The sequence below is a fragment of the Rhizobium sp. 01T437 genome, assembly GCF_056398505.1.
This window is the reverse complement of the sequence record NZ_JBFTPM010000021.1, coordinates 96,274-115,769: the sequence shown is the minus strand read 5'-3', so window position 1 is coordinate 115,769 and position 19,496 is coordinate 96,274. Positions and strand designations below refer to the sequence as shown.

14 protein-coding genes are annotated in these 19,496 nt (G+C 54.3%); 6 read left to right on the top strand and 8 right to left on the bottom strand.

What is annotated here, in order from left to right:
- The 3 genes from AC1DM5_RS30130 to AC1DM5_RS30120 form a co-directional block, all read left to right on the top strand.
- On the top strand, window positions 1-348 hold a 348-nt coding region (locus tag AC1DM5_RS30130), incomplete at its 5' end, for a transposase domain-containing protein (protein WP_477976484.1).
- Window positions 349-424: 76 nt separating this feature from the next.
- On the top strand, window positions 425-757 hold the full coding sequence (locus AC1DM5_RS30125; protein ID WP_080634354.1) for a CPCC family cysteine-rich protein: 333 nt from the start codon (window positions 425-427) through the stop codon (window positions 755-757).
- A 720-nt stretch (window positions 758-1,477) separates the two neighbouring features.
- On the top strand, window positions 1,478-2,188 hold the full coding sequence (locus AC1DM5_RS30120; RefSeq protein WP_130685701.1) for an SDR family oxidoreductase: 711 nt from the start codon (window positions 1,478-1,480) through the stop codon (window positions 2,186-2,188).
- 250 nt (window positions 2,189-2,438) lie between these two features.
- On the opposite strand, the gene AC1DM5_RS30115 is transcribed toward AC1DM5_RS30120, so the two are convergent.
- The 4 genes from AC1DM5_RS30115 to AC1DM5_RS30100 all read right to left on the bottom strand — a co-directional run bounded on the left by AC1DM5_RS30115 (window position 2,439) and on the right by AC1DM5_RS30100 (window position 7,501).
- Window positions 2,439-2,849, bottom strand: a complete 411-nt coding sequence (locus AC1DM5_RS30115) for a cupin domain-containing protein (protein WP_130685669.1) — start codon at window positions 2,847-2,849, stop codon at window positions 2,439-2,441.
- Window positions 2,850-2,955: 106 nt separating this feature from the next.
- Window positions 2,956-5,478, bottom strand: a complete 2,523-nt coding sequence (locus AC1DM5_RS30110) for an ATP-binding protein (RefSeq protein ID WP_130693346.1) — start codon at window positions 5,476-5,478, stop codon at window positions 2,956-2,958.
- Window positions 5,479-5,564: 86 nt separating this feature from the next.
- Window positions 5,565-6,575: a ketopantoate reductase family protein gene (locus AC1DM5_RS30105; RefSeq protein WP_442082862.1), complete on the bottom strand. Its 1,011-nt coding sequence runs from the start codon at window positions 6,573-6,575 to the stop codon at window positions 5,565-5,567.
- A gap of 311 nt (window positions 6,576-6,886) precedes the next feature.
- Window positions 6,887-7,501 carry a glutathione S-transferase family protein gene (locus tag AC1DM5_RS30100; protein ID WP_442082863.1) on the bottom strand — a complete coding sequence of 205 codons (615 nt, stop codon included), beginning with the start codon at window positions 7,499-7,501 and terminating at the stop codon, window positions 6,887-6,889.
- 350 nt (window positions 7,502-7,851) lie between these two features.
- On the opposite strand from AC1DM5_RS30100, the gene AC1DM5_RS30095 reads away from it, so the two are divergent.
- The 3 genes from AC1DM5_RS30095 to AC1DM5_RS30085 all read left to right on the top strand — a co-directional run bounded on the left by AC1DM5_RS30095 (window position 7,852) and on the right by AC1DM5_RS30085 (window position 11,899).
- Complete coding sequence (locus tag AC1DM5_RS30095) at window positions 7,852-8,736, top strand: LysR family transcriptional regulator (RefSeq protein ID WP_130685673.1); 885 nt, start codon at window positions 7,852-7,854, stop codon at window positions 8,734-8,736.
- Window positions 8,737-9,094: 358 nt separating this feature from the next.
- Window positions 9,095-10,066, top strand: coding sequence for an SDR family oxidoreductase (locus AC1DM5_RS30090; protein ID WP_130693347.1), 972 nt, complete (start codon window positions 9,095-9,097; stop codon window positions 10,064-10,066).
- Window positions 10,067-10,783: 717 nt separating this feature from the next.
- Window positions 10,784-11,899: a branched-chain amino acid ABC transporter substrate-binding protein gene (locus AC1DM5_RS30085; protein WP_130693348.1), complete on the top strand. Its 1,116-nt coding sequence runs from the start codon at window positions 10,784-10,786 to the stop codon at window positions 11,897-11,899.
- 1,014 nt (window positions 11,900-12,913) lie between these two features.
- Here AC1DM5_RS30085 and AC1DM5_RS30080 read toward each other — a convergent pair.
- From AC1DM5_RS30080 to AC1DM5_RS30065, 4 genes are all read right to left on the bottom strand, one after another.
- The gene (locus AC1DM5_RS30080; RefSeq protein WP_281033809.1) at window positions 12,914-14,152 is read right to left on the bottom strand and encodes an MFS transporter; all 1,239 of its coding nucleotides are present in this window, start codon (window positions 14,150-14,152) and stop codon (window positions 12,914-12,916) included.
- A gap of 180 nt (window positions 14,153-14,332) precedes the next feature.
- Entirely contained in the window at window positions 14,333-16,885 is a 2,553-nt protein-coding gene (locus AC1DM5_RS30075; protein WP_477976478.1) for a two-component system VirA-like sensor kinase, read from the bottom strand.
- 70 nt (window positions 16,886-16,955) lie between these two features.
- Window positions 16,956-17,981 carry a cytochrome-c peroxidase gene (locus AC1DM5_RS30070; protein WP_130685678.1) on the bottom strand — a complete coding sequence of 342 codons (1,026 nt, stop codon included), beginning with the start codon at window positions 17,979-17,981 and terminating at the stop codon, window positions 16,956-16,958.
- Window positions 17,978-18,706, bottom strand: a complete 729-nt coding sequence (locus AC1DM5_RS30065; RefSeq protein WP_130693350.1) for a response regulator — start codon at window positions 18,704-18,706, stop codon at window positions 17,978-17,980. The genes AC1DM5_RS30070 and AC1DM5_RS30065 overlap by 4 nt, the downstream gene beginning before the upstream one ends.
- Between the last annotated feature and the right edge of the window lie 790 nt (window positions 18,707-19,496).

The following is a 19,496-nucleotide window of genomic DNA, read 5'->3' as shown; positions in this document are numbered from 1 at the left end:
GTCCCAAAACCTTCAAAAACCGACCTGTCGCTCGTTCTTCGACGCGCCGAACAGACACCTTTTGGCCGAAATACGGATGCCAGCGATAATGGACTTCGACTTCGTCGCCGACATGGGCAGAATGAACGGGGGATGGCACTCGGCCGCAAGAACTGGCTGTTCGCAGGATCGGACAAAGGCGGTGAACGCGGTGCCGCGATCCTGTCGCTGATTGAGAGTGCAAAGCTCAACGGCCTCGATCCGGAAGCCTACCTGCGCAATGTCCTGACCCGCATCGCCGATCATCCCATAAACCGGATCGATGAACTCCTGCCGTGGAACCTACAAGTTCCTTCGCATCTGGCTTGAAGGGACGCTTACCCTGTTGCGGCACGAGTGATAATGCAAATATCATAATCTTGATCGCGATAGCTTTCGGGTGCCCATGAATCTTCAACTTTGCCCATGTTGCCAACTCCCGACCTTAGAACAACGAAACAGGTTCGACGTATGTGTCGTCTGTTTTTGGGAAGACGATAGCCAAGACGATCCGCACGCCGATGAAGTTTGGCATGGACCGAACGGGGATTATTCACTGGCTCGCGCACGCCAAAATTTCGCAAACCATTTCCATATGTACGATGCCGGGAAGGGCATTCCCGAAGTCGAGTTTCCGAGTGCCGCGAGGAAGCGTCTGTTGGGATATGTTCAATCAAACTCGACACAAATCAACGGTGCGAAACTGGCAGCATTGATCGAGGATTGGCACGAGCGGTGAATTAGAGCGCCGGTTTTGCGCCTTTCGCTCAAAAAAGAAGGCTCACCGGACGCTTACCTTCTAAAGTCAATCAGAAGCAACACAAAGGCCATCACACGGGTCACCCCACCATGCCATGCCTGATTATCGTGTATACCAATCCTCTCAGTGACTGCGGGGTTCTGTTGCAGTCGGGCCGCCCTGTCCGCACTAGCCGCCGGGCAAACATGGTAGCAGGTTCCGCGAGCGGATAAACGCGACCGTATGTGGCTGAGTCGCCCGCGCCAAAGATAGAGGAGCGGCGATATTATTGGCGATGAGCGCTCGTCAGCTTCGCGACACCGGTTTTAAAAGCTGGTCAACCACGGGCGTTTAACAGATTTCGGCTTCGGCGCGTAGGGAAGACGTTATGAGCCAGGACGGGAAGCTTCGGTCTTAAGTCCGTGGTGACTTCAACGACCTTGTGGCGCTTTCGTGTATGGCCGGCATCGACATCAAACATCGTGTCATGGCCCGACAAAAATGCCGCAGCGGCGGCAATCGTCAGAGCGAGCGCCTAATGCCCACTGAATGATCAAAGCGGTATGCTGAACCGATCTGATCAATTTGAACAGCTCTGTTACAAATGCAACCCGAAAGTCATTTTCGGCAATCTTCATGTAGCTGCGTCGCTTTCATTGGCGGAAATCGAAACCGTCGTTGTGACGTTCGAATGTCCAACAAAATTGCCAAGGTGGAATGATGAAACATACTTTAATCATCGGAGGAACGGCAGGAATCGGCCGCGAGCTTGCTATAAGTCTCTACCAGGATGGTGGGAAAGTCACGATAGCGGGCCGTGATGCAGGGCGGGCACGAAGCGTGGCTTCAGAGATCCTGAGCTCCATCGACGCTCCGGGGGCAATAGACGGCATCGCCGCAGATCTGTCTAATCCTGAACTACTTCCGGCATCGCTCGCCCTCGTCGAACCGATAGACCATCTGGTACTAGTCGGCATGGTGAGAGACGCCAATTCCATTAAGAATTATAACGTGGCGGGGGCCATGAAGCTCGCAACCACTAAAGCCGTTGGATATCCAACCGCTATTAGCTCTGTGCTGGACCGCCTGTCTCCCCTAGGTTCCGTGCTGATTTTTGGCGGTCTGGCAAAAGATATTCCCTACCCTGGCTCGACGACGGTCACAGTTGTAAACAACGCCGTGATGGGTCTCGTGAGAACGCTGAGCGTGGAATTAGCGCCGATCCGCGTTAATGCCATTCATCCTGGAATGGTGGAGGACAGTCCCCACTGGCGTGACAATAAGGGCCTTTTCGCGCAGATGCGGCCAAGCATACGCAGTGGTCGCTTTCCGCAGATGGCGGATATCGTGGACGGTTGCAGGTTTCTAATGGAAAACCGAGCCGCAAATGGTGTGAATCTGACGCTGGATGGCGGCCAGCAAGGCGGCTGAGGTATTGTCAACCTGTCCGTAACATTTCGGATGGCGCAATACAAAACAGCGCCATCCGTTAGATGATAAATTGTATGTGTGCCGGAACGAAGGCCGCGTCATTTACAACTACCGAGCCGTCGCTGACATGCACAGACACTACGTTTCGTTGTTATCGGAATCCCGCCCACCGGCACGTCAATATGCGGCCGGCAACCAGAATCTCTTGGAGACCGATCACGAGCTTTGTGATGCCGGATTTGGTGTTAGATCATTTCCGGAGTTCGACATTCGCCTCTCCGTTCGGGGATTGATCGATAACAAGAAGCTTCAGTGGCTCCGTTGAGGGATTACTCCCCCGATGCCATTGACCAACAGACTCAATGACGAAATCACCGGCTTCAAAATCCTGAGTTTTGCCAGTCTCACTATTTGATACCCGTAGTTTTCCCGAAAGGACATAGCCGTACCGCGGGCTGGCATGTCTATGTTCCGGCAATGCCGCCCCCGGCGGAATGTCGTAGACGGAGACTGCAACCTCCACATCTCCCCCAGGCAACTTCAGTTGCTGGCCGGAAATGGTTAGTTCCGATTTAAATACTGAAGTAACCTGTGTTTCCATAGCGCACGCAACACTGTTAGATAGCAATAAAGTGGCTACAATGCCTATTATGTTTCTCATCGAAACTCCTTTCCTCGATCTCTCTTGAGACCTTAGGATTTGGCTCCCCGTATTCTACTCCTTGATTTCGGACCCGCCGGAGATGGTTACATCGGAAACCAACGAGTCAGATCGTGTCGCCCTTTCGGATGCTGATGGTGGATCTAACGCCCCGCGATCTGACATTTCCGTCCCTGGCAAAATTATCGATGCTTGAACGGATAGCTGTAGCGAGCGCTTTCGAGCCCATGGAGATATGTACAAGTTCACTACTCCGGATCGAGCCATCCAACACGAACCTCTCAGGAGTTTCTGTCATAACCAGAAGGGGCACTGGTCCCAAAATCCGCCTTATGTCATTGAGCAGGATTTCACCGATGATTCTTTCGTCAATCAAGACCAGGTCGATATCTCGCAAATTGCTAGACAGCCAGTCCTCCAGCCTAGCCCAATCCGAGAAACCAACCGGCTCATATCCGAGCGCTGCGAGCCGGTCCTCGTACGAAACGCGAGTCACATCATCTAGCTCAAAGACAACTATAGTTTCTCCACTTCCAAGTGGAACTGAATCGCCCTTGAAAAACTCTTGCAGGGGAACGGGTTGCCCCGCTCGAGAAGAGTTGGGCAGGTAGACATCGAACCGGGTTCCCTTGCGAGGTCGAGTTATCACGTCAATATGTCCGCCATGCGCCTCGACATTTGCGAGTACGGCGGCGAGACCCAGGCCTGTCCCGCCGGAAGTAATGCGGGTGGTGAAAAAAGGCTCAAATATTTTGGGCATTACCTCGGTCGGAATACCTCTGCCTGTATCGGCTACAGAGAGCACCGCATAGTTTCCTTCAGGCAACACGCCGTGCGATGTTGCCAACTTTGACACGATGGTTGCATTCCGAGCACGTATCGATACTGAGCCGCCATCGTTCATAGCTTCCGATGCATTTCTGCAAAGGTTCAACAGAATCTGTTGGATTTCAACGGGGTTGCCGTCGATTATCAAATTTTCGGCAATCTCTCCGAGGTCAAGATCGGTTCCCTTTGGCAGAGAGACTTGCAACAATGCAGCGAAGTCATTGATAACCTCCGCAAGGTCGATCGGCCGAACGGCCCGCTCGCGCTTGCGGCTGAAGGCCAGTATTTGTTCAATACTCAGCTGCGCACGTTCGGCGGCCTTGACGATCTCTTCCACATACGTTCTGACCGTCGGTCGACGTTTGGTATGGTCGAGAACCATCTCAGCATAGCCGAGTATGGCAACCAGGATATTATTGAATTCATGCGCTATGCCACCCGCGAGCGCGCCTACCGACTGCAGACGTTCGGCATGATCGAGCCGCCGCCCGAGCATTTCGAGCTCCAAATCCTTACGACAGTGGTCGATCGCCTGGAACAGGAGGCGGACCGCTTCTTCCAGAAATATCGGTTCGTCTTGGCAGCAACGAGGCTGATGGTCGCGAAAAGCAATGGCGCATAGCAGCGCCCTTTTGTCTGATACGCGAAATCCGAGAGCGCCACCGAAAAATCTCGCCCCTTGCACGGCGCCGTGTGCATCGACGGCTTGCAGCATTCGATAGAAAGCCGTTTCGCCGCCGCCGAAAAAATTGCCCATGTTCTGCGTGTCGACAAGTTCCGCTATTTGATCTCCAATATAGGTCTCGACTTCCAGTGTTGCCGTGTTCACCAAGGCCAAACCGAAACGGCTCGCTCTAAAATATTCCTTGATGCATTCCGTGGCAGTTCGCGTAGCCTCTTCGAGACTTTCTATCGAAAGCCTCTCCTGCACGAAGTACGCTTGGAACCGTTTGGTCATCTTCTCGAATTCAAGCCGTTTTGCTAACCGGTGAGCTTGTTGACGTTGGGTGTAGAATAGGCCAGCGGTGTATGAAAATAGCAGGAGCGAAATACATCCCGAAATCAGGGAGCCCCAGGAAAGAAGCCCTCGGTTGACGCCGTAGAGGTCGAAGTCGCGCCGAAGACGTCGCGAGAGAGAGTTGACGTCAGAGCCTTGAAGCTTTGCAAGTGCCGTCTCCACCTGCGGTGAGACAGCAAGTATGATCAGTCCCTGCTGTTTCAGCCGGAGCAAATTCGGATCGCTTTCGGCATCCTGCAGCGCCAAGAGTTCACGGTTGATCGAGGCTTGCAGGAGGACGTCGTTCTGCAGTGCATACTGCATCATTAGGGTGGCCAGATGAGCGACGTTGCGATCGCCCTGCAAGCGCGATGAACCTTCTCCAATTCTATTCAAAGAGCCGATGAACGCCTGAATCGAATCGCAAAGCAATGCATTCTTCGTTGTGAACGTTTCCACATCAATCTCGTCTCGGGCAATCGATTTCCGGATGCCCTCGATCTCGTTACGAAATCGTCCCTCACTGTTTAGCAAAAGCCGTCCTAGAAAAGCTGCATTTTGTCGGAGAGATGCCAAAGAATTTGAAAGGGCAATATGACCATTTTTTTGGCCAGCCCTGACGCGCAGTACATCGCGCTGAAGCGACGCGCTGTTGAGTTCTATAGCACGTAGCTCATCAAGTACCGCGTGGTTTACGATCTCGACTTGACCCGATCTTATCGTCAGCAATGCGCAGATAATAGCCGCGATTATCGAGCCGGCCGTTGTAAACGGCCTTGTTTTTAGATCGCGCCGCGTTCTCATGGTGGATTTCCTGAAAAGGTCGCGCCTTTTTTGAAGTCACCGCGGCGCGCTGCGTCGAGCCGCACCTCGATCAATCAAACCTGGGCTTATGCAGCCATCCGAACAGACCGCGCTGCACTTTTGTAACGAGTGAGGTTCACGACTTGCTTGATCAGCGGAACTTCCACGCCGCTGCGTTCAGCTAGCTCTACAACCGAGCCACATATTGGATCCAATTCCAAAGGCCGACCGTTTTCAAAGTCGTGTAACATTGACGTCTTAAAGGGCTTCATCGAACGCCCAAGTCTTTCAAATTCCGAGAATTGACAACCCTCGAAACCATATATTTCCGCTACCGCGTTGGCTTCTTTAAACAAACCTTCGCAGACGGCCGCCAAATACGGGTCGGTGAGAAACTCGGTGGTGTTGCCTCCGCTGATAACTGAGAGCGGATTAGTCACGAGATTAAGAACGACTTTTTTCCATACCGCCGCTCTGATCGGCTCAGCCAAGCTGGTCGCGATCCCGGCTTCATTCAAAATCAGAGAGATCGTTTCAGCAGGTTGGATATCACTGTAGACGGGACCCACGATGACGCGGCCGGGATTTAAGCTTTGTACCATGCCGGGTGCGATGCGTTCCGCAATGATCATATTGACTGCGCCGACAACGTTTGTGGACGGCAGCAGCTTCTTCAAGCGCCCAGTTGGGTCGACTGCTTCAATAGGAGCGTCGCCTGCAGCCGGGCTTCCTTCAAAATACCACCACGGAATTCCGTTGGTCATCGGCACGATAATGGTTGAGTGACTTATCAGTGGCTGGATTGCTTCGGCGAGTTCAGGCAAATCTTGAGCTTTCGAACATAAAAAGATCACATCCTGGACGCCGAGATCGCTCGGTTCTCCGGCATAAACCGGCACGCTCGATGCGCTGTTTTCACCGACCATCGTGATACCGTTGGCTTTGATTGCGCGCAGTGTTTCGCCTCGCGCCAGGACAGACACCCCTTCGAACTTGCTCGCCAACTTGAAGGAGAGTGCGGCACCGATTGCGCCGGCTCCTGCGACACAGATAGAAAAATCGCGCTTAGGCAAATGGCTTTTAAAGTGTAACTTCATTTCGTTAGCCTCATATTTCGACGCAACAAGATCTCCCTCGATTGCCCGGACATCATTTCGCTCCCGAACGATTTGACTACAGTTGAAATTTTCCAATGTGATGGGAGACGAGGGTCAAGTTGCTTTCGGTCGCCTCAGCACGAAGCGCGCAGTTCAATCGGCCCTTCGGTCGGGATGTGGGGTCCAAGCCTCACGTGTGAGAGGCATTTCTTTGTAATGTGACTGGCAGACGCTGGGATTGCCACGGACCACGTCCGACGTTAGCGGGACACGAACGTTCTAAGCAAACTCATCCAGCGACCGCCGTCACATTACCCCGACAGCGCCGATACCTTCCCGATTGCGGAAATCACGGTGGGGCGCCTGCTCATCATTTCGTACCAACGTTTGACCCGAGGTATGTTCGTGAAGTCGACACCGACGGCATCGTGTCGCCACAACCAGCCGAAGTGTGCGATATCGGCAATGCTATAGTCGTCGCCTGCGACGTAACTGCGCGTCTCTAGGTGCGTCTCAAGCACACCGAGGACACGATCCACCTCTTTAAGCGCGTTACTTTTGTGCTCCCCGGACGCATCCTTCCGAATGTTGGCAAAGAATGCCTGGAGAAATGCTGGGCTTAGTGCCGATGCGTGAAAGAAAAGCTGCTCGAAAACTCGTGCACGCGAGGAAGGATCGAAGGGAATCAGTTGGCTGTGCATTTCTGCTAGATAGACAAGAATGGCACCGGATTCCGCGAGAGTAATGCCACGGTCGACAATGACTGGAACCTTGCCGTTCGGATTCATCGCTTTAAATTGAACACCGTGTTGCTCGCCTTTTCGAAGATCGATGTAAGACAGTTTGTAGTCAAGACCCAACTCCTCAAGCGCGATTACGGGCTTCAGGCTGTTAGGCGACGACGGAAACGCGAAAAGCTTAATCATAACGTAATCTCTCTTCCTGCGATGCAGTGCCGTTTCCACCGGAACTGCTGCTCTGTTGAAGACGCGAAGGCCATAAATTCACGGCGTCTCAGCCGCCCATAAAGCTAGTGAGAGCTGCCGGGAGGACCCCGTCTGGCCGCAAAAAAGGCGCGAGCGCTTCTGTCGACCGTCGAGACTCATTCACCAAGAAAATCACTGGCGGTGCTTTCTGCATCTCACCAACGCTATCCCAGTGTCCTTCAACTATGGTCTGCGTCCTCAGCACTTGCGTCATGGTTTATAGATGAATTAAGAACGATGATCGCTGTAGTACCCAAATTTACGACCTTGCGTTCCATAAGGAGAACGATTTGAGGATTGATCTAAACGACTATGCTTATTTTGCCGAAGTCGTAGCGCACGGCGGGTTTGCCGCGGCGGGGCGCGCGTTGCGCGAGCCAAAGTCGAAACTTAGTCGAAGGATCGCGGGCCTAGAGGAGCGGCTTGGACTGCGTTTGATCGAACGATCAAGTCGACGTTTCCGAGTGACAGATACCGGTCAGGCATTCTACGAGCGGTGCCGAGCGATACTAGCTGAAGCCGAGCAGGCGGAGGCAGTGGTGGCGCAGGCGCAGGCAGAGCCCGGCGGCCGCGTGCGTTTCAGCTGCCCGACCGGAATGGTCACGTTGATCGGAGGGCTGATTTCATCGTTTCTAATACGTTTTCCGAAGGTCCGTCTTCAACTGGTGGCGACTGACCGAGCAGTCGATCTGATTGAAGAACGAATCGATCTTGCTCTGCGTGTACGCTCCAGCCTCGCCTCCGATGCGGGTCTGACCATGCGATCGTTGGGGGTATCGACGCGTATTCTAGTCGCTAGTCCTCAACTGGCGAGCACCATCGCGAGCACTGAGCAACTCGCTACGATGGCGACGTTGGCGACTACCGATACATCTGACGATCAGGAGTGGCACCTCGAAGCTGACGACGGGCGAAAGCAAATCATCCGTGTCCAACCGCGACTGGGATGCGAGGACATGGCGACAGTGCGCGAAGCTGCGATCGATGGCCTAGGTGTTGCTATCCTTCCGGACCATCTCTGCCGCGACGCGCTGCAAGCGGGACGACTTGTGCGCGTTTTGCCCGCATGGCGTGGCGTGCGTGGAACGGTACACCTGGTGTTTACCACGCGGCGTGGCCTATCACCCGCCGTGCGGGCGCTGATCGATCATCTCGCCTCAGGTTTCCCGCGCTAGAAGTTCGATGACTTTCGTATCAAAGGTGGTAGTCGCGCAGCAGTTCAGAATGAGATCGATGTCGCCTGGAATAACGACTGTTCCGAGCGCGGCGCTTTGTCTCGCAAGCACTGCGAATAACGATGCCGGGTAGATACAAGTCGCGCGGCTGTTTCATTAGCATTTTCTGCATGAGCGACAAAGCAGTGATTGAAGCGGCCCAGCCACAAGGCTTCACACGATGCCATTTGCCATCTCCCCGTGACGGCTCGGACAGCTTTAACCTCCAATGGTCCGTATTTTCATACTACGTCTGAAATTTCATCCTACTTGCTCCGTTCCATCTGATTGACCTAAACCGGAAAAAAGGAGATCTCAGATGAGCCGAATTCTTGTTACCGGAGGTTCCGGTTTTTTAGGCAGCCACAGCATCTCGGCTGCGCTGGCGGCGGGGCACGAGGTTCGCGCGACGTTGCGCAACTTGGACAAAATCCAACAAGTACAGATGATGCTTGGACTACCGGGATCGGATAGTAGGCTATCGTTCCACGCCGCCGATCTTGAACGAGATGAAGGCTGGGACGAGGCAGTATTCGGTTGCGACTACGTCCTGCATACTGCGTCACCGTTCCCAGCAAACCAGCCTGAAGACCCAAATGATTTGATCGTGCCGGCCCGCGACGGGACATTGCGCGTGCTAAGCGCGGCCAGCAGGGCGGGTGTGTCACGCGTTGTTCTCACATCGTCTTTTGCAGCGGTTGGATACGGCCCCCAGCCACCGAGCCACGTCTTCACGGAAGAAGACTGGACTCCTATACAAGCCGCCAATCCCCCCTACATTTTGTCTAAAACTATCGCTGAGCGCACAGCATGGGAATTCATTCAAAACAGCGGGACGCCGGAACTCAGTGTCGTTAATCCGACTGGGATATTCGGACCTGTACTTGGTGATCAACTCTCCACGTCGATCCAAATCGTTAAGGGCCTGTTGGACGGCTCCTTTCCGCCGGAGCTTCCTGACATGTGGTTTGGCGTTGTCGACGTTCGTGATGTCGTCGATTTGCACTTAAGGGCGATGACGGAGCCTTCCGCCGCGGGCGAGCGCTTTATCGCAGTGAGTGGCGAACCTGTTTCATTGCTCGAAGTCGCGAATATTCTGCGCGACCGCTTTGGTAAACTAGCGTCCCGAGTCCCAAGCCGTAGCGCCGATCCGTCACCGAACGCAAGCCGTCGACGCTCCAGCAGTGAAAAGGCTAGGAAGATCCTTGCTTGGTCGCCAAGATCCAGTGCCGAGGCAATTGTGGCAACAGCGGAGAGTCTCATTCAACTGAATTTGGTCAATAGTGCGTAAGTCTGTATCTCGGCTCACCGAATATAGTGACTCAAACTTTCTCGGTCGAGAGTGCCGCTGTCAACCGCCCCGGGTAGGTCTGTGCGTGTGGAGAACGCATACGGCTCCTATCGAGTGCTATGATGTTGGGCCAAGCGTCTGGCTGCGGGTGCAACAGCCGACATGTGGCAGGTTTTGAAAAGCAGCCTTTGGAAACGATCCCGAGACAGCCGTTTTCGCTGGTTTAGACACACCAAAGCGTGACGCCAAGTGCCACCCCCGTCCCGTTTGAACCCACCTGATCTTCGTCGATTGTCCGGCGCCGCTTGGTAGTTCAAATACCCTCGTTACATTTGCCCGCCACTGACCTACAGACTGCCACCGCCTCAGGGCATCGTCGCATCAGCGTTACCCCCGAATAACGGTGCGCCTGCGGCTCTCGATCGTCAGACGGACATTCTTTTGTCCCCCAGTCTGCCCACCGTTGCTGCGCGAGACCAGGTCGCCAGAACGAAAAAGCACAGAGTTCCGGAGGGCTCCGAGAAAAGCTGAGTGGTGTGCTTCTCGACATCGATGAGCCGTTAAGCTTAGGGCTTTCGACCGCTAGTGGCGCACAGTGGCGGCGCTGAAGCGGTCATGCGACAGCTGCAATAATTTGACGGCGATCTGAAACGCCGACGAAACTTGAAGAGCCAAAATGGTCTTGTTCGAATATCCTAATATTTGGAGAGCAAGACAATGAAAAGCTTCGCGTCTATCGGTACTGCATTGGCAGTTTCGCTTCTTTCCAGCGTCTCGCACGCGGAAATTCTTGTCGGCGTCGCAGGGCCCCTTACGGGTCCAAGCGCGGCGGTCGGGGAGGAAATCAAACAAGGGGCCGAGAAAGCGGCAGTCGAAATCAATGCCGCAGGCGGCATTCTGGGCGAACAGATTACGCTTGTGTACGGCGATGACGCTTCCGAGCCCAAACAAGGCGTTTCGGTTGCCAACAAATTTGCGGCCGATGGCGTTTCATTCGTGATCGGCGACTATAACTCTGGGGTATCGATTCCAGCATCCGAGATTTATGCGGAGAACGGCATCTTGCAGATCACTCCCGGGTCGACCAATCCGACGTTCACCGAACGGGGACTCTGGAACACGTTTCGCGTCTGCGGGCGTGATGACCAACAGGGCGCGGTTGCTGGCGCGCACATTCTTAAGGCCTTCAAAGGAAAGCGCGTCGCGATCATCAACGATCGGACATCATATGGAGAGGGTATTGCTGCCGAAGTCAAAAAGGTCATCAACGGTGGCGGTGTCACTGAAATTCTAAATGAAGGTATTAATACCGGCGAAAAAGACTATTCGGTGCTGATATCCAGACTGAAGCAGGCCGGCACTGAGGTGATCTATTTCGGCGGCCTCTACACCGAGGCAGGGCTGATATTGCGGCAGGCAAAAGATCAGGGGCTAAACGCCGTCATGATCGCTGGGGATGGTATCACATCAGCAGAATTTGGCCAGATTGCCGGAAATGCCGCGGAAGGCACTCTGATGACCTTTGCACCGGATCCTCGGCTAAAGCCTGGCGCACAATCCACCGTCGCAAAATTCCGGGCTGGCGGCTTCGAGCCCGAAGCCTACACGCTTTACGCCTATGCCGCGTTAGAGGTGATCAAGGCTGGCATTGAGGAAAGCGAGTCCCTGGAACCGCAGGTCGTCGCGGACGCCCTGCGCTTGGGGAACCCAATTCCGACTGTAATTGGCGACATACGCTTCGACAACAAGGGGGATCGGATGGATGAGGACTACACTCTCTACGTCTGGAAAAAGGATAGTGATGGAAAACTCAAATACTCGATGCTGAAGTAGTCGAGGTCCAGGGTTTTGTAACGGCATCATCTCAGCACGAGCACGACAGCAATGGTCCGACAAAACCCTGGAAGTCCGGCGATTTGAAACGCAGGGCTTCAGTTGCCTTTGTAGGACCGCCTCCCGCTTAGGAGGACGCTATTGTCGAATTGCACTACACACAAAATTGCCACCTTCAATCGCCCATGACCATCTTGGTCGCGATGGACCAGCTTCAAGAGACCGCCTCGAGATTCCGCGAGGGGTTGGAGTGACATCCGGCGATGTTATTTCCGGTGGACGATATGCAACCGATGTCACGGATTGCGAATGGGAACTTTCGTTCCCTCTATGCCAGCACTTCACGGTTGGAGTGCCCCCCGTCTCGCGGTTCGCGCGAGCCCTATCTGTGCGAGATTTTCAGCGGGCGTGAATATTCCGCTTCAACACGACGCCGGTGGCGACTAGTGCCCAAAGATTCTCTAGCTTGCTCGAAGCTCCAACGATATTTTTAATATGAACGGCGGACCATTAGGGGCATCAAAGTGACCATCATCTCGTCATGGAAGCCCGGGTTCGGGGAGTTGGGAAACCTGGCAAACGGCGGGTGTGATCGACAGCCAGCGTCCGAACGGTTGTATTCGGAGGTTTACCAACAAGCAAAAGAGATCAAACCTCGAGCCACAATTTTGCCGATACGCTGCGGCGAATGGTCAGCCGATGGCGCACAGCGCCGATCTTAAATAGCGCGATGGTAATCCTGAATTCCCGAAATCTATTGATCTCCGATGCGACGTGCCAGCTTTTATGTTTTGCAGATGGCGGCTATGCGCGCGATGAGCTGATAAACCGGCTGAAGAAGCTCAGAAATTTTCACTCAGACTCGTCAAGCGTTCCGACAAGTCGACAAGTCGAAGGGTTTTGAATTCCGCCGCTTCGCTGGGTCGTCGAGCAACTTTTACATGGCGTGGCCGACAGCCGCCAGATGCAAGGTGGTGCCCTTTGGGTGTTACGCCGCCCGACAACGCTGCGGTGTTATCGCTCGTCCGCCAATCCTTTGCGCCAAATATAGTAACCGATGGCGATCGACAGGCAGGATAGAAAACAAAGATAGTATGCATAGGCCATGCGATCGATCTGCACCAAGCCATCGACAGCAAACGGAGTCAGACCGCCGAAGATCGCATAGGCGCAGTTATAAGCAAATGAGACACCGGTGAATCGGACCTGTGAAGGAAAAGAGCGAACCATCACATAAGGCACCGCACCGACCACTCCAACAAAAGAACCCAACACAGCACTCAGGACATAGAGATGCAGGAGAGAGACGTCGACCAGCTTGTAAAATAGTAGCGCGGACACAGACAAGCAAATCCCTCCAACTATGAATACCGGACCGGTTCCGTATCGATCGACCAAAGCTCCGACCGGCGCAGTCGAAATGGTCAACCCCAGTGTACTAATCGCAGTCGCAAAGAGCGCTTCAGACGCGGAATAGCCGACAAAGAGGCGCAGAAAGTTGACGCTCAGCAGCGTGGTGGTCACGATACCCGCTGACAGCACCCATGTTAGAAGCATGCATATGACCAGGCTTGGGCGAAACTCGCGAAGGACGATTCCGAGGGGAAGCACTGGCACCAGTTGGCGCTTCGCAATCATCTCGCGGAAAACCGGGGTCTCTTGGAGATATTTCCGGGCACGAATTGCTAGGAGGCCAAAAAGGCCGCCTAACAGAAAGCACAGTCTCCATCCGTAAGCCTCAGCCCATTGAGGACCTGCCAGCATCTCCAAAGCGAGAGCGGAGACGCAACCCGTCAGTATCCCGAACGACAGACCAGAGCAGAGAAGGCCGCAAGCCAGGCCAAGACGCGACCTGGGCACATGCTCGGAAATGAACGTCCAGCCTCCGGGGACCTCGCCGCCGATCGCGATGCCCTGCATGAAACGGAAAGCTACTAAGCTAATCGGCGCTATAACGCCGACGCTTTCGTAAGTCGGCGCGAGCGCTATTCCGAAGGTGGAAAATGTCATGAGAATGATCGAGAACATGTAGATACGGCGGCGTCCAAATAAGTCCCCGAAGTTTGCCAGGACGATCCCACCCAGAGGCCGGACAACATAACCAGCCGCAAACAAGACCCACACTTGGTAGGTTACAGACGTCAGCGAACCGGAGGACGGGAAAAAAATCTTCGCGAGCATGGGAGAGTAGAAGGCAAGCAACACGAAATCAAAGTAGACCATGGCCCCTCCGAGGGAAGTTACCAAGATCACCGCACGGTGTCGCGGTTCCAGTCTCTCGATAGTGTCCTTTGATCTGTCTGTTCGCACCGGCGCACTCCCATTTCGCCATCCAAGCACTTAGCGCCCCAATCCAGCAGATTCAGATTAACTACATGTTTCTTGGCGACCTGGGCCGGTTGCATTTGTAATCGCGCATCTAATCATCTGCGCTTATTTATTGAATTTCTTAGCTTGTGATTTCAGCGCCGACGCCAGGAGATTAGACGCGACGGGCTTACGGATAACGTCTGTCGGGGTAAGGTTCCGGAGCTTTGCGGACATGATCTCAGGGTGCTCGGAGATGAACAATAGGGGCATCTCGCCAAAAATTGCATCCAGTTCTGCTGTGCTTCTCCAGGAAGGTATCGAATTGATGTCGATCAAAAGAACCTCGACGTTGTGATCATTCTTTCGGAGCAAGTCCGCTAGTTGGTCCCAGTCACTCATGCCGACTGGTTCGTATCCCAGTGCCGCTAATTGATCCTCATAAGCAGACAACGCATTTTTATCCTTTTCATAGATCGCAACAATCTCACCGTTCCCAAGCGGCACGCGCTCTTCAGTGAAGAACTGCCGGACGGGGACCGGGTCCTTCGATGACCTGGGGATGAAGATCTCAAAGCTTGTCCCCTCACCCAGCACGCTTGTAACGTCGATACGCCCATTTAGGGCCGTGACATTGCCGTGAACGGCAGCCAAACCCAGCCCCGTGCCTCCCGATCTGCTGCGGGTGGTAAAGAATGGTTCAAATATGTTGGCAAGCACACCTGCTGCAATGCCCTTGCCAGTGTCGCTCACGGACAGTACGACGTAGTCGCCTGGCGGCAACACCCCGTGTGAGATGATCCGTCGCGAACCAACGAAAACCGGGCGAAGGCCAATTTGGATAGTTCCTGTTCCGTCCATGGCCTCGGCAGCATTTTTGCTCAGGTTCATGAGGCTTTGCTGAATGTCGACGGGGTTCCCATCTATGATACAATCATCGCACGTGGCTTGCGTGACCAGTTCGATGCCGACCGGCAGCGACACCCGCAACAGCGCCTCGATGTCGCCGACCACCTCTCTCAGATCGAATGGCTTATGCACTCGTTCATGTTTGCGGCTGAGCGCCAGTATCTGGTCAATGATCACGCGCGACCGCTCGGCTGCCTTAACAATTTCTTGGACATATTGGCGCGTGGTCGAGCGTGGGCGCAGCAACTGCAGCAGCATCTCGCCATAGCCGAGTATCGCCACCAGAATATTGTTGAATTCGTGGGCGATGCCACCAGCGAGTGTCCCAACAGCCTGCAGTCTCTCAGCATGCTCCAGACGCCGCTCGAGCATTGCGTGCCCTTGTTGCTTGCGGTGATAGTTAAGTGTCTGCAAAAGATGCCGAACCGCGTTCTCCAGCAAAACAGCCTCATCAACGCTCGGTCGCGACCGCGGGTCAAGAAATTCGATGATGCAGACCGCCGTTGTCTCGTCCCATAATCGCAAGCTCAACGCACGGCCACTGAAGTTTATGTCAGTGAGGCAGTAAGGTGCGATCGCGACTTGCAGATCCCGGTAGACAACAGGCTCGCGGGCATGGACCATGGTCGCGATCAGATCGCGGCCGCCAACGATTTCAGTTGGGTCCCCCCCGAATTTTTCCCGAATATCCAAGCTGTCGGTATCGACGATCATCAAGCCGAAACGGCTTGCCGCGAAGAATATCCGGATCACATTCAAAGCGGTATCCATCGACGATGCCAAGCTCTCATCTTGCACACCCTCGCATTCGAAACACGCCTGGACATCTTTTGTCATCGCTTCGAAGTTCAGACGACGAGTCAATCGTTCTGTTCGAGAACGCAGACGATGCACGAGGATCACAACGTATAGGCAAAGCATCACCGAGGCTGCCCCCAGAACGACCCGAACCCATTGCGAGCTCGTGTTGGCTTGTCCGTAGACTTCCAGATACTGATGCTGCAGACGCTGCGCGCGGTTGATCGTGTCGGAGGATTGTACCTCGATAATGATGTTTCGAACTTGCGGGAGGGCCTGGAGGATTAATCGTCCATGGATGATCAGAAGCCGGGCAAGAGACGCCTGTTCGCCGCCGACACCAGTCATAGCGTCCAGATCACGCCGGATCAAAGCGGCAGTTCGATCGTCGTTTTTTGAGATGTACTGCAGCATCAGGTTGCCCAAGTCGCCGGCTTCAGGCAAGGTCTTTCGATTGCCCGATGCCCGTCCTTCCGCGAGGTCGCTTAGGGCGTTACCAAGGATTTTTAGCGAGTTCTGCAATAGCGAGTTCTGAGTTTTGAACGATTCTACCGCGGCTTCATCGTGGTCAATGGACTGTTGGATTTTGTCGAGCGACCCGAGAATACTCTCGTCCTTCGCCGTCTCAGGTCGCTCGAACAAGCTTCGCAACGCCGTTACGTCTTGGTGCAGCCCCACGATGGAATCCACCAGCGGGTCATAGTTGTACAACAGTCCAGCCCGTGCGCGCAGGACATCGCGCTGCAATGATGCATTGTGAAGATCAAGCGACCGCAAGTTCGTCAGGATCGCGTGGTGCGATTGCCCATCCTGAAAAGGACGGATCGCCATTATGGCGAAGATCAGAGCGGCAACCATCATCACCACGGTCCAGACCGTGGTGATGATCGTCCTTCGATGACTGCTACCTGTAGAACCTGCAAGAGCGGTTCCCAGCCCAGCTGTCCAGTTCGAGAAAATCACTGGATCCATAGCGCCTATTTTCGATGCCTGTGGGCGAACAAACGACGTCCGGCTCGGCGTTCCAGCTTTCCAATCAACATCAGCGATCCCTGGGCATTGCCCCGTCCTGCGGGATCGGGCCTTCGCGCAGCCGAACGCCTCGATATTCGCCTGTCAAAGTGCCGAGGAATTCGACGAGCGCATGGATGTCCTCACGAGATATGTCCTGCCCGACCTGTGTTTTCGCCATGACCTGAACAGCCTCTTCCAGAGAGGCAGCGCGGCCATCATGGAAGTATGGGCCCGTGACGGCGACGTTCCTCAGGCTGGGGACCCGGAAGTATTGTTTGTCCGCATCTTGATGCGTAATTGTATAGCGACCCAGATTGCCCGGATTACCGTCGTCGCCGCCGGGCGGGTGTTCAAATACTCCAAACTTTTGAAACAGATTGCCTCCGATATTGGATCCCTGGTGACAGGCAATGCATCCAATGTTCTGAAACAGGTCGTAGCCGGCTTTTTCGCTATCTGAGAGCGCATCTTTTTCGCCTAATAGGAACCGATCGAAACGTGCGTTTGGGGTTGCGAGCGACAGCTGGAATGTCACGAGAACATCCAATACGCTTTCCTTGCTGGGCTCTCCTCCGTAGATAAGGCGAAAAGCCTTGCTGTAGTCGGAGCTGCCCTTCAAACGCCCCAGCAGTGACGCCCAGTCGTTCGACATGATGTTGCTGTCGAGTAGCACCTGCTCATTCTGAGCAGCCAGCGAGGTGAAGTTGCCGCGCCAGCCCAAACGGTAGTTGTTTGCGACATTGAAAATCGTCGGAGCGTTGAAATTATGGACTGCGCCGTTGTAACCGATGGTCCGCTTGAGATTAACGGTACCACTGGTGGAAAGGTCATGGCAGGAACTGCAAGACAGACGTCCCTTCCCAGACATTATTGGATCCGCAAACAGCCGAGCACCAAGCGCAAGTTTCCTCTCCTCAAGTGGAGGCGGGGCTTGCAAGGGGGTGATCTGATCGCTGAACTGGTTGTTGCCGCCAAAGACACGGTCTGCGATCGCATGCATGGTGAACAGTGTAAAAAAGGTCGCGAAAATCAATCTTACACTGCCGGACTTCACGAAACATTGCTCCGCCGGGCGTCTTCGGTTTCCACGTCTGCGTCGAGAAAATAGCCTGCACTGCGTTCCGTCTTGATTAGGCGCGGCGTCGAAGCGTTGACTTCAAGCTTGCGGCGCAGGCGCAGTATCAGCACATCAATGCTGCGATCAAAAACCTCATCATCGTGCACGCGACTGGCAGACAGCAGCTGCTCACGGCTCAAGATCTGCCTCGGCGATTTCAAAAAGGCCACCAGCAGATTGAACTCTCCCGCCGTAAGCTTGATCTCCTTCCCATCGAGGCCTATCAGCCGTCGCTGCTTCAGTTTGAGCTTCCAATCGCTGAACACGTAAGTGCGCCGATCCTTATCCATCACTCGCATCGGACGATACCTTAGTCCGGACCGGACGCGCGCGAGGAACTCCCGCATCGCGAAGGGCTTTGTGATGTAGTCGATGGCACCAAGCTCGAGCCCTACCACCTTATCAGCCTCTTCAAGCCGGTTTCCGCTGATGATGATGATAGGAACGTCAGTCTTGCTTGCGAGATTGCGAACGATCTCCAAGCCGTCCTCGTGGCCGAGATGTAGGTCAACAATCAAAAGATCGACTGATTCCGCTGCGAATACCCTCGAGGCCTCATGACTATTTGTCACGGCTGTTACACGAAGTGCATGTTTAGAGAGATAGTCGGCCAGGAGACCGCGAATTGACTTGTCATCATCTACAACTAAAACGTGTTTCAAGCGTCACCTGTAATTATCCTCTCCGGCTGTTATCAGCCGAAGTCATACTGAATGTTTCGGCAGGGGAGCAAATCATTACGATTGTAACGGAAGGCTGATCCAGCATGCGGTCAAAGCGTTAGAAAGTCACAGCAATATTTGGTCACCCGGCCAACGTCTCAACGCGCTCCATCTCCTTGTAAGGGAAGAGTTCGCAAAGTCAGATGCCCACTTCACTCAAGCCCCAAGGGATTGAAGTTGCGAAATGAACCACGGAAGACAAAAATGAACCGCGGTCCACATACATGGTCTGACGTCGCCCGAAACTTCCAGCGTGCATAGTTCAGGATCGTCTCTGCTGCCGCCAAGACTGTTTCAAGGATCGGATCATGCGGGGCCATGTATGGCCGGCGACGGGGAAGATCAAGGCCTGCTGGTGCTTAGTGCCAACGCCCACGGTCAGTTTGCGTGCGCTAGGGATTGGTGAAATGCAGCAGACAAAACCGTAGCCAGCATCGGAAAACACCGTGCCAAACCGGATGCCAGCGATCACTCGCGATCTCGCCGAGCGTAGTCTTCGGCTTGGTTCTCGGCATTCGCCCTAGCCTTGTTGATTCTAGAACGAACCGTCAAGGATGACTATGGGACGACGGGATTCCCCTGCCTCGCTCATACAAATCCAATACCCAGCGCATGGCCTTATGCCGCGCCTCATGCATTCGGCAGCACAACGACTGGGCTCCTAAGCCTCTCCTCTGATGAAGCAGAGCCGTTCATGTGTCCTCCAGCACGATGATCTTCAGTGGTTTGC

Bases quoted from the DNA above. Each gene is read 5' to 3' on its own strand.
- AC1DM5_RS30125 (WP_080634354.1), top strand. From the start codon at position 425: ATGAATCTTCAACTTTGCCCATGTTGCCAACTCCCGACCTTAGAACAA.
- AC1DM5_RS30120 (WP_130685701.1), top strand. From the start codon at position 1,478: ATGAAACATACTTTAATCATCGGAGGAACGGCAGGAATCGGCCGCGAG.
- AC1DM5_RS30115 (WP_130685669.1), bottom strand. From the start codon at position 2,849: ATGAGAAACATAATAGGCATTGTAGCCACTTTATTGCTATCTAACAGT.
- AC1DM5_RS30110 (WP_130693346.1), bottom strand. From the start codon at position 5,478: ATGAGAACGCGGCGCGATCTAAAAACAAGGCCGTTTACAACGGCCGGC.
- AC1DM5_RS30105 (WP_442082862.1), bottom strand. From the start codon at position 6,575: ATGAAGTTACACTTTAAAAGCCATTTGCCTAAGCGCGATTTTTCTATC.
- AC1DM5_RS30100 (WP_442082863.1), bottom strand. From the start codon at position 7,501: ATGATTAAGCTTTTCGCGTTTCCGTCGTCGCCTAACAGCCTGAAGCCC.
- AC1DM5_RS30090 (WP_130693347.1), top strand. From the start codon at position 9,095: ATGAGCCGAATTCTTGTTACCGGAGGTTCCGGTTTTTTAGGCAGCCAC.
- AC1DM5_RS30085 (WP_130693348.1), top strand. From the start codon at position 10,784: ATGAAAAGCTTCGCGTCTATCGGTACTGCATTGGCAGTTTCGCTTCTT.
- AC1DM5_RS30075 (WP_477976478.1), bottom strand. From the start codon at position 16,885: ATGGATCCAGTGATTTTCTCGAACTGGACAGCTGGGCTGGGAACCGCT.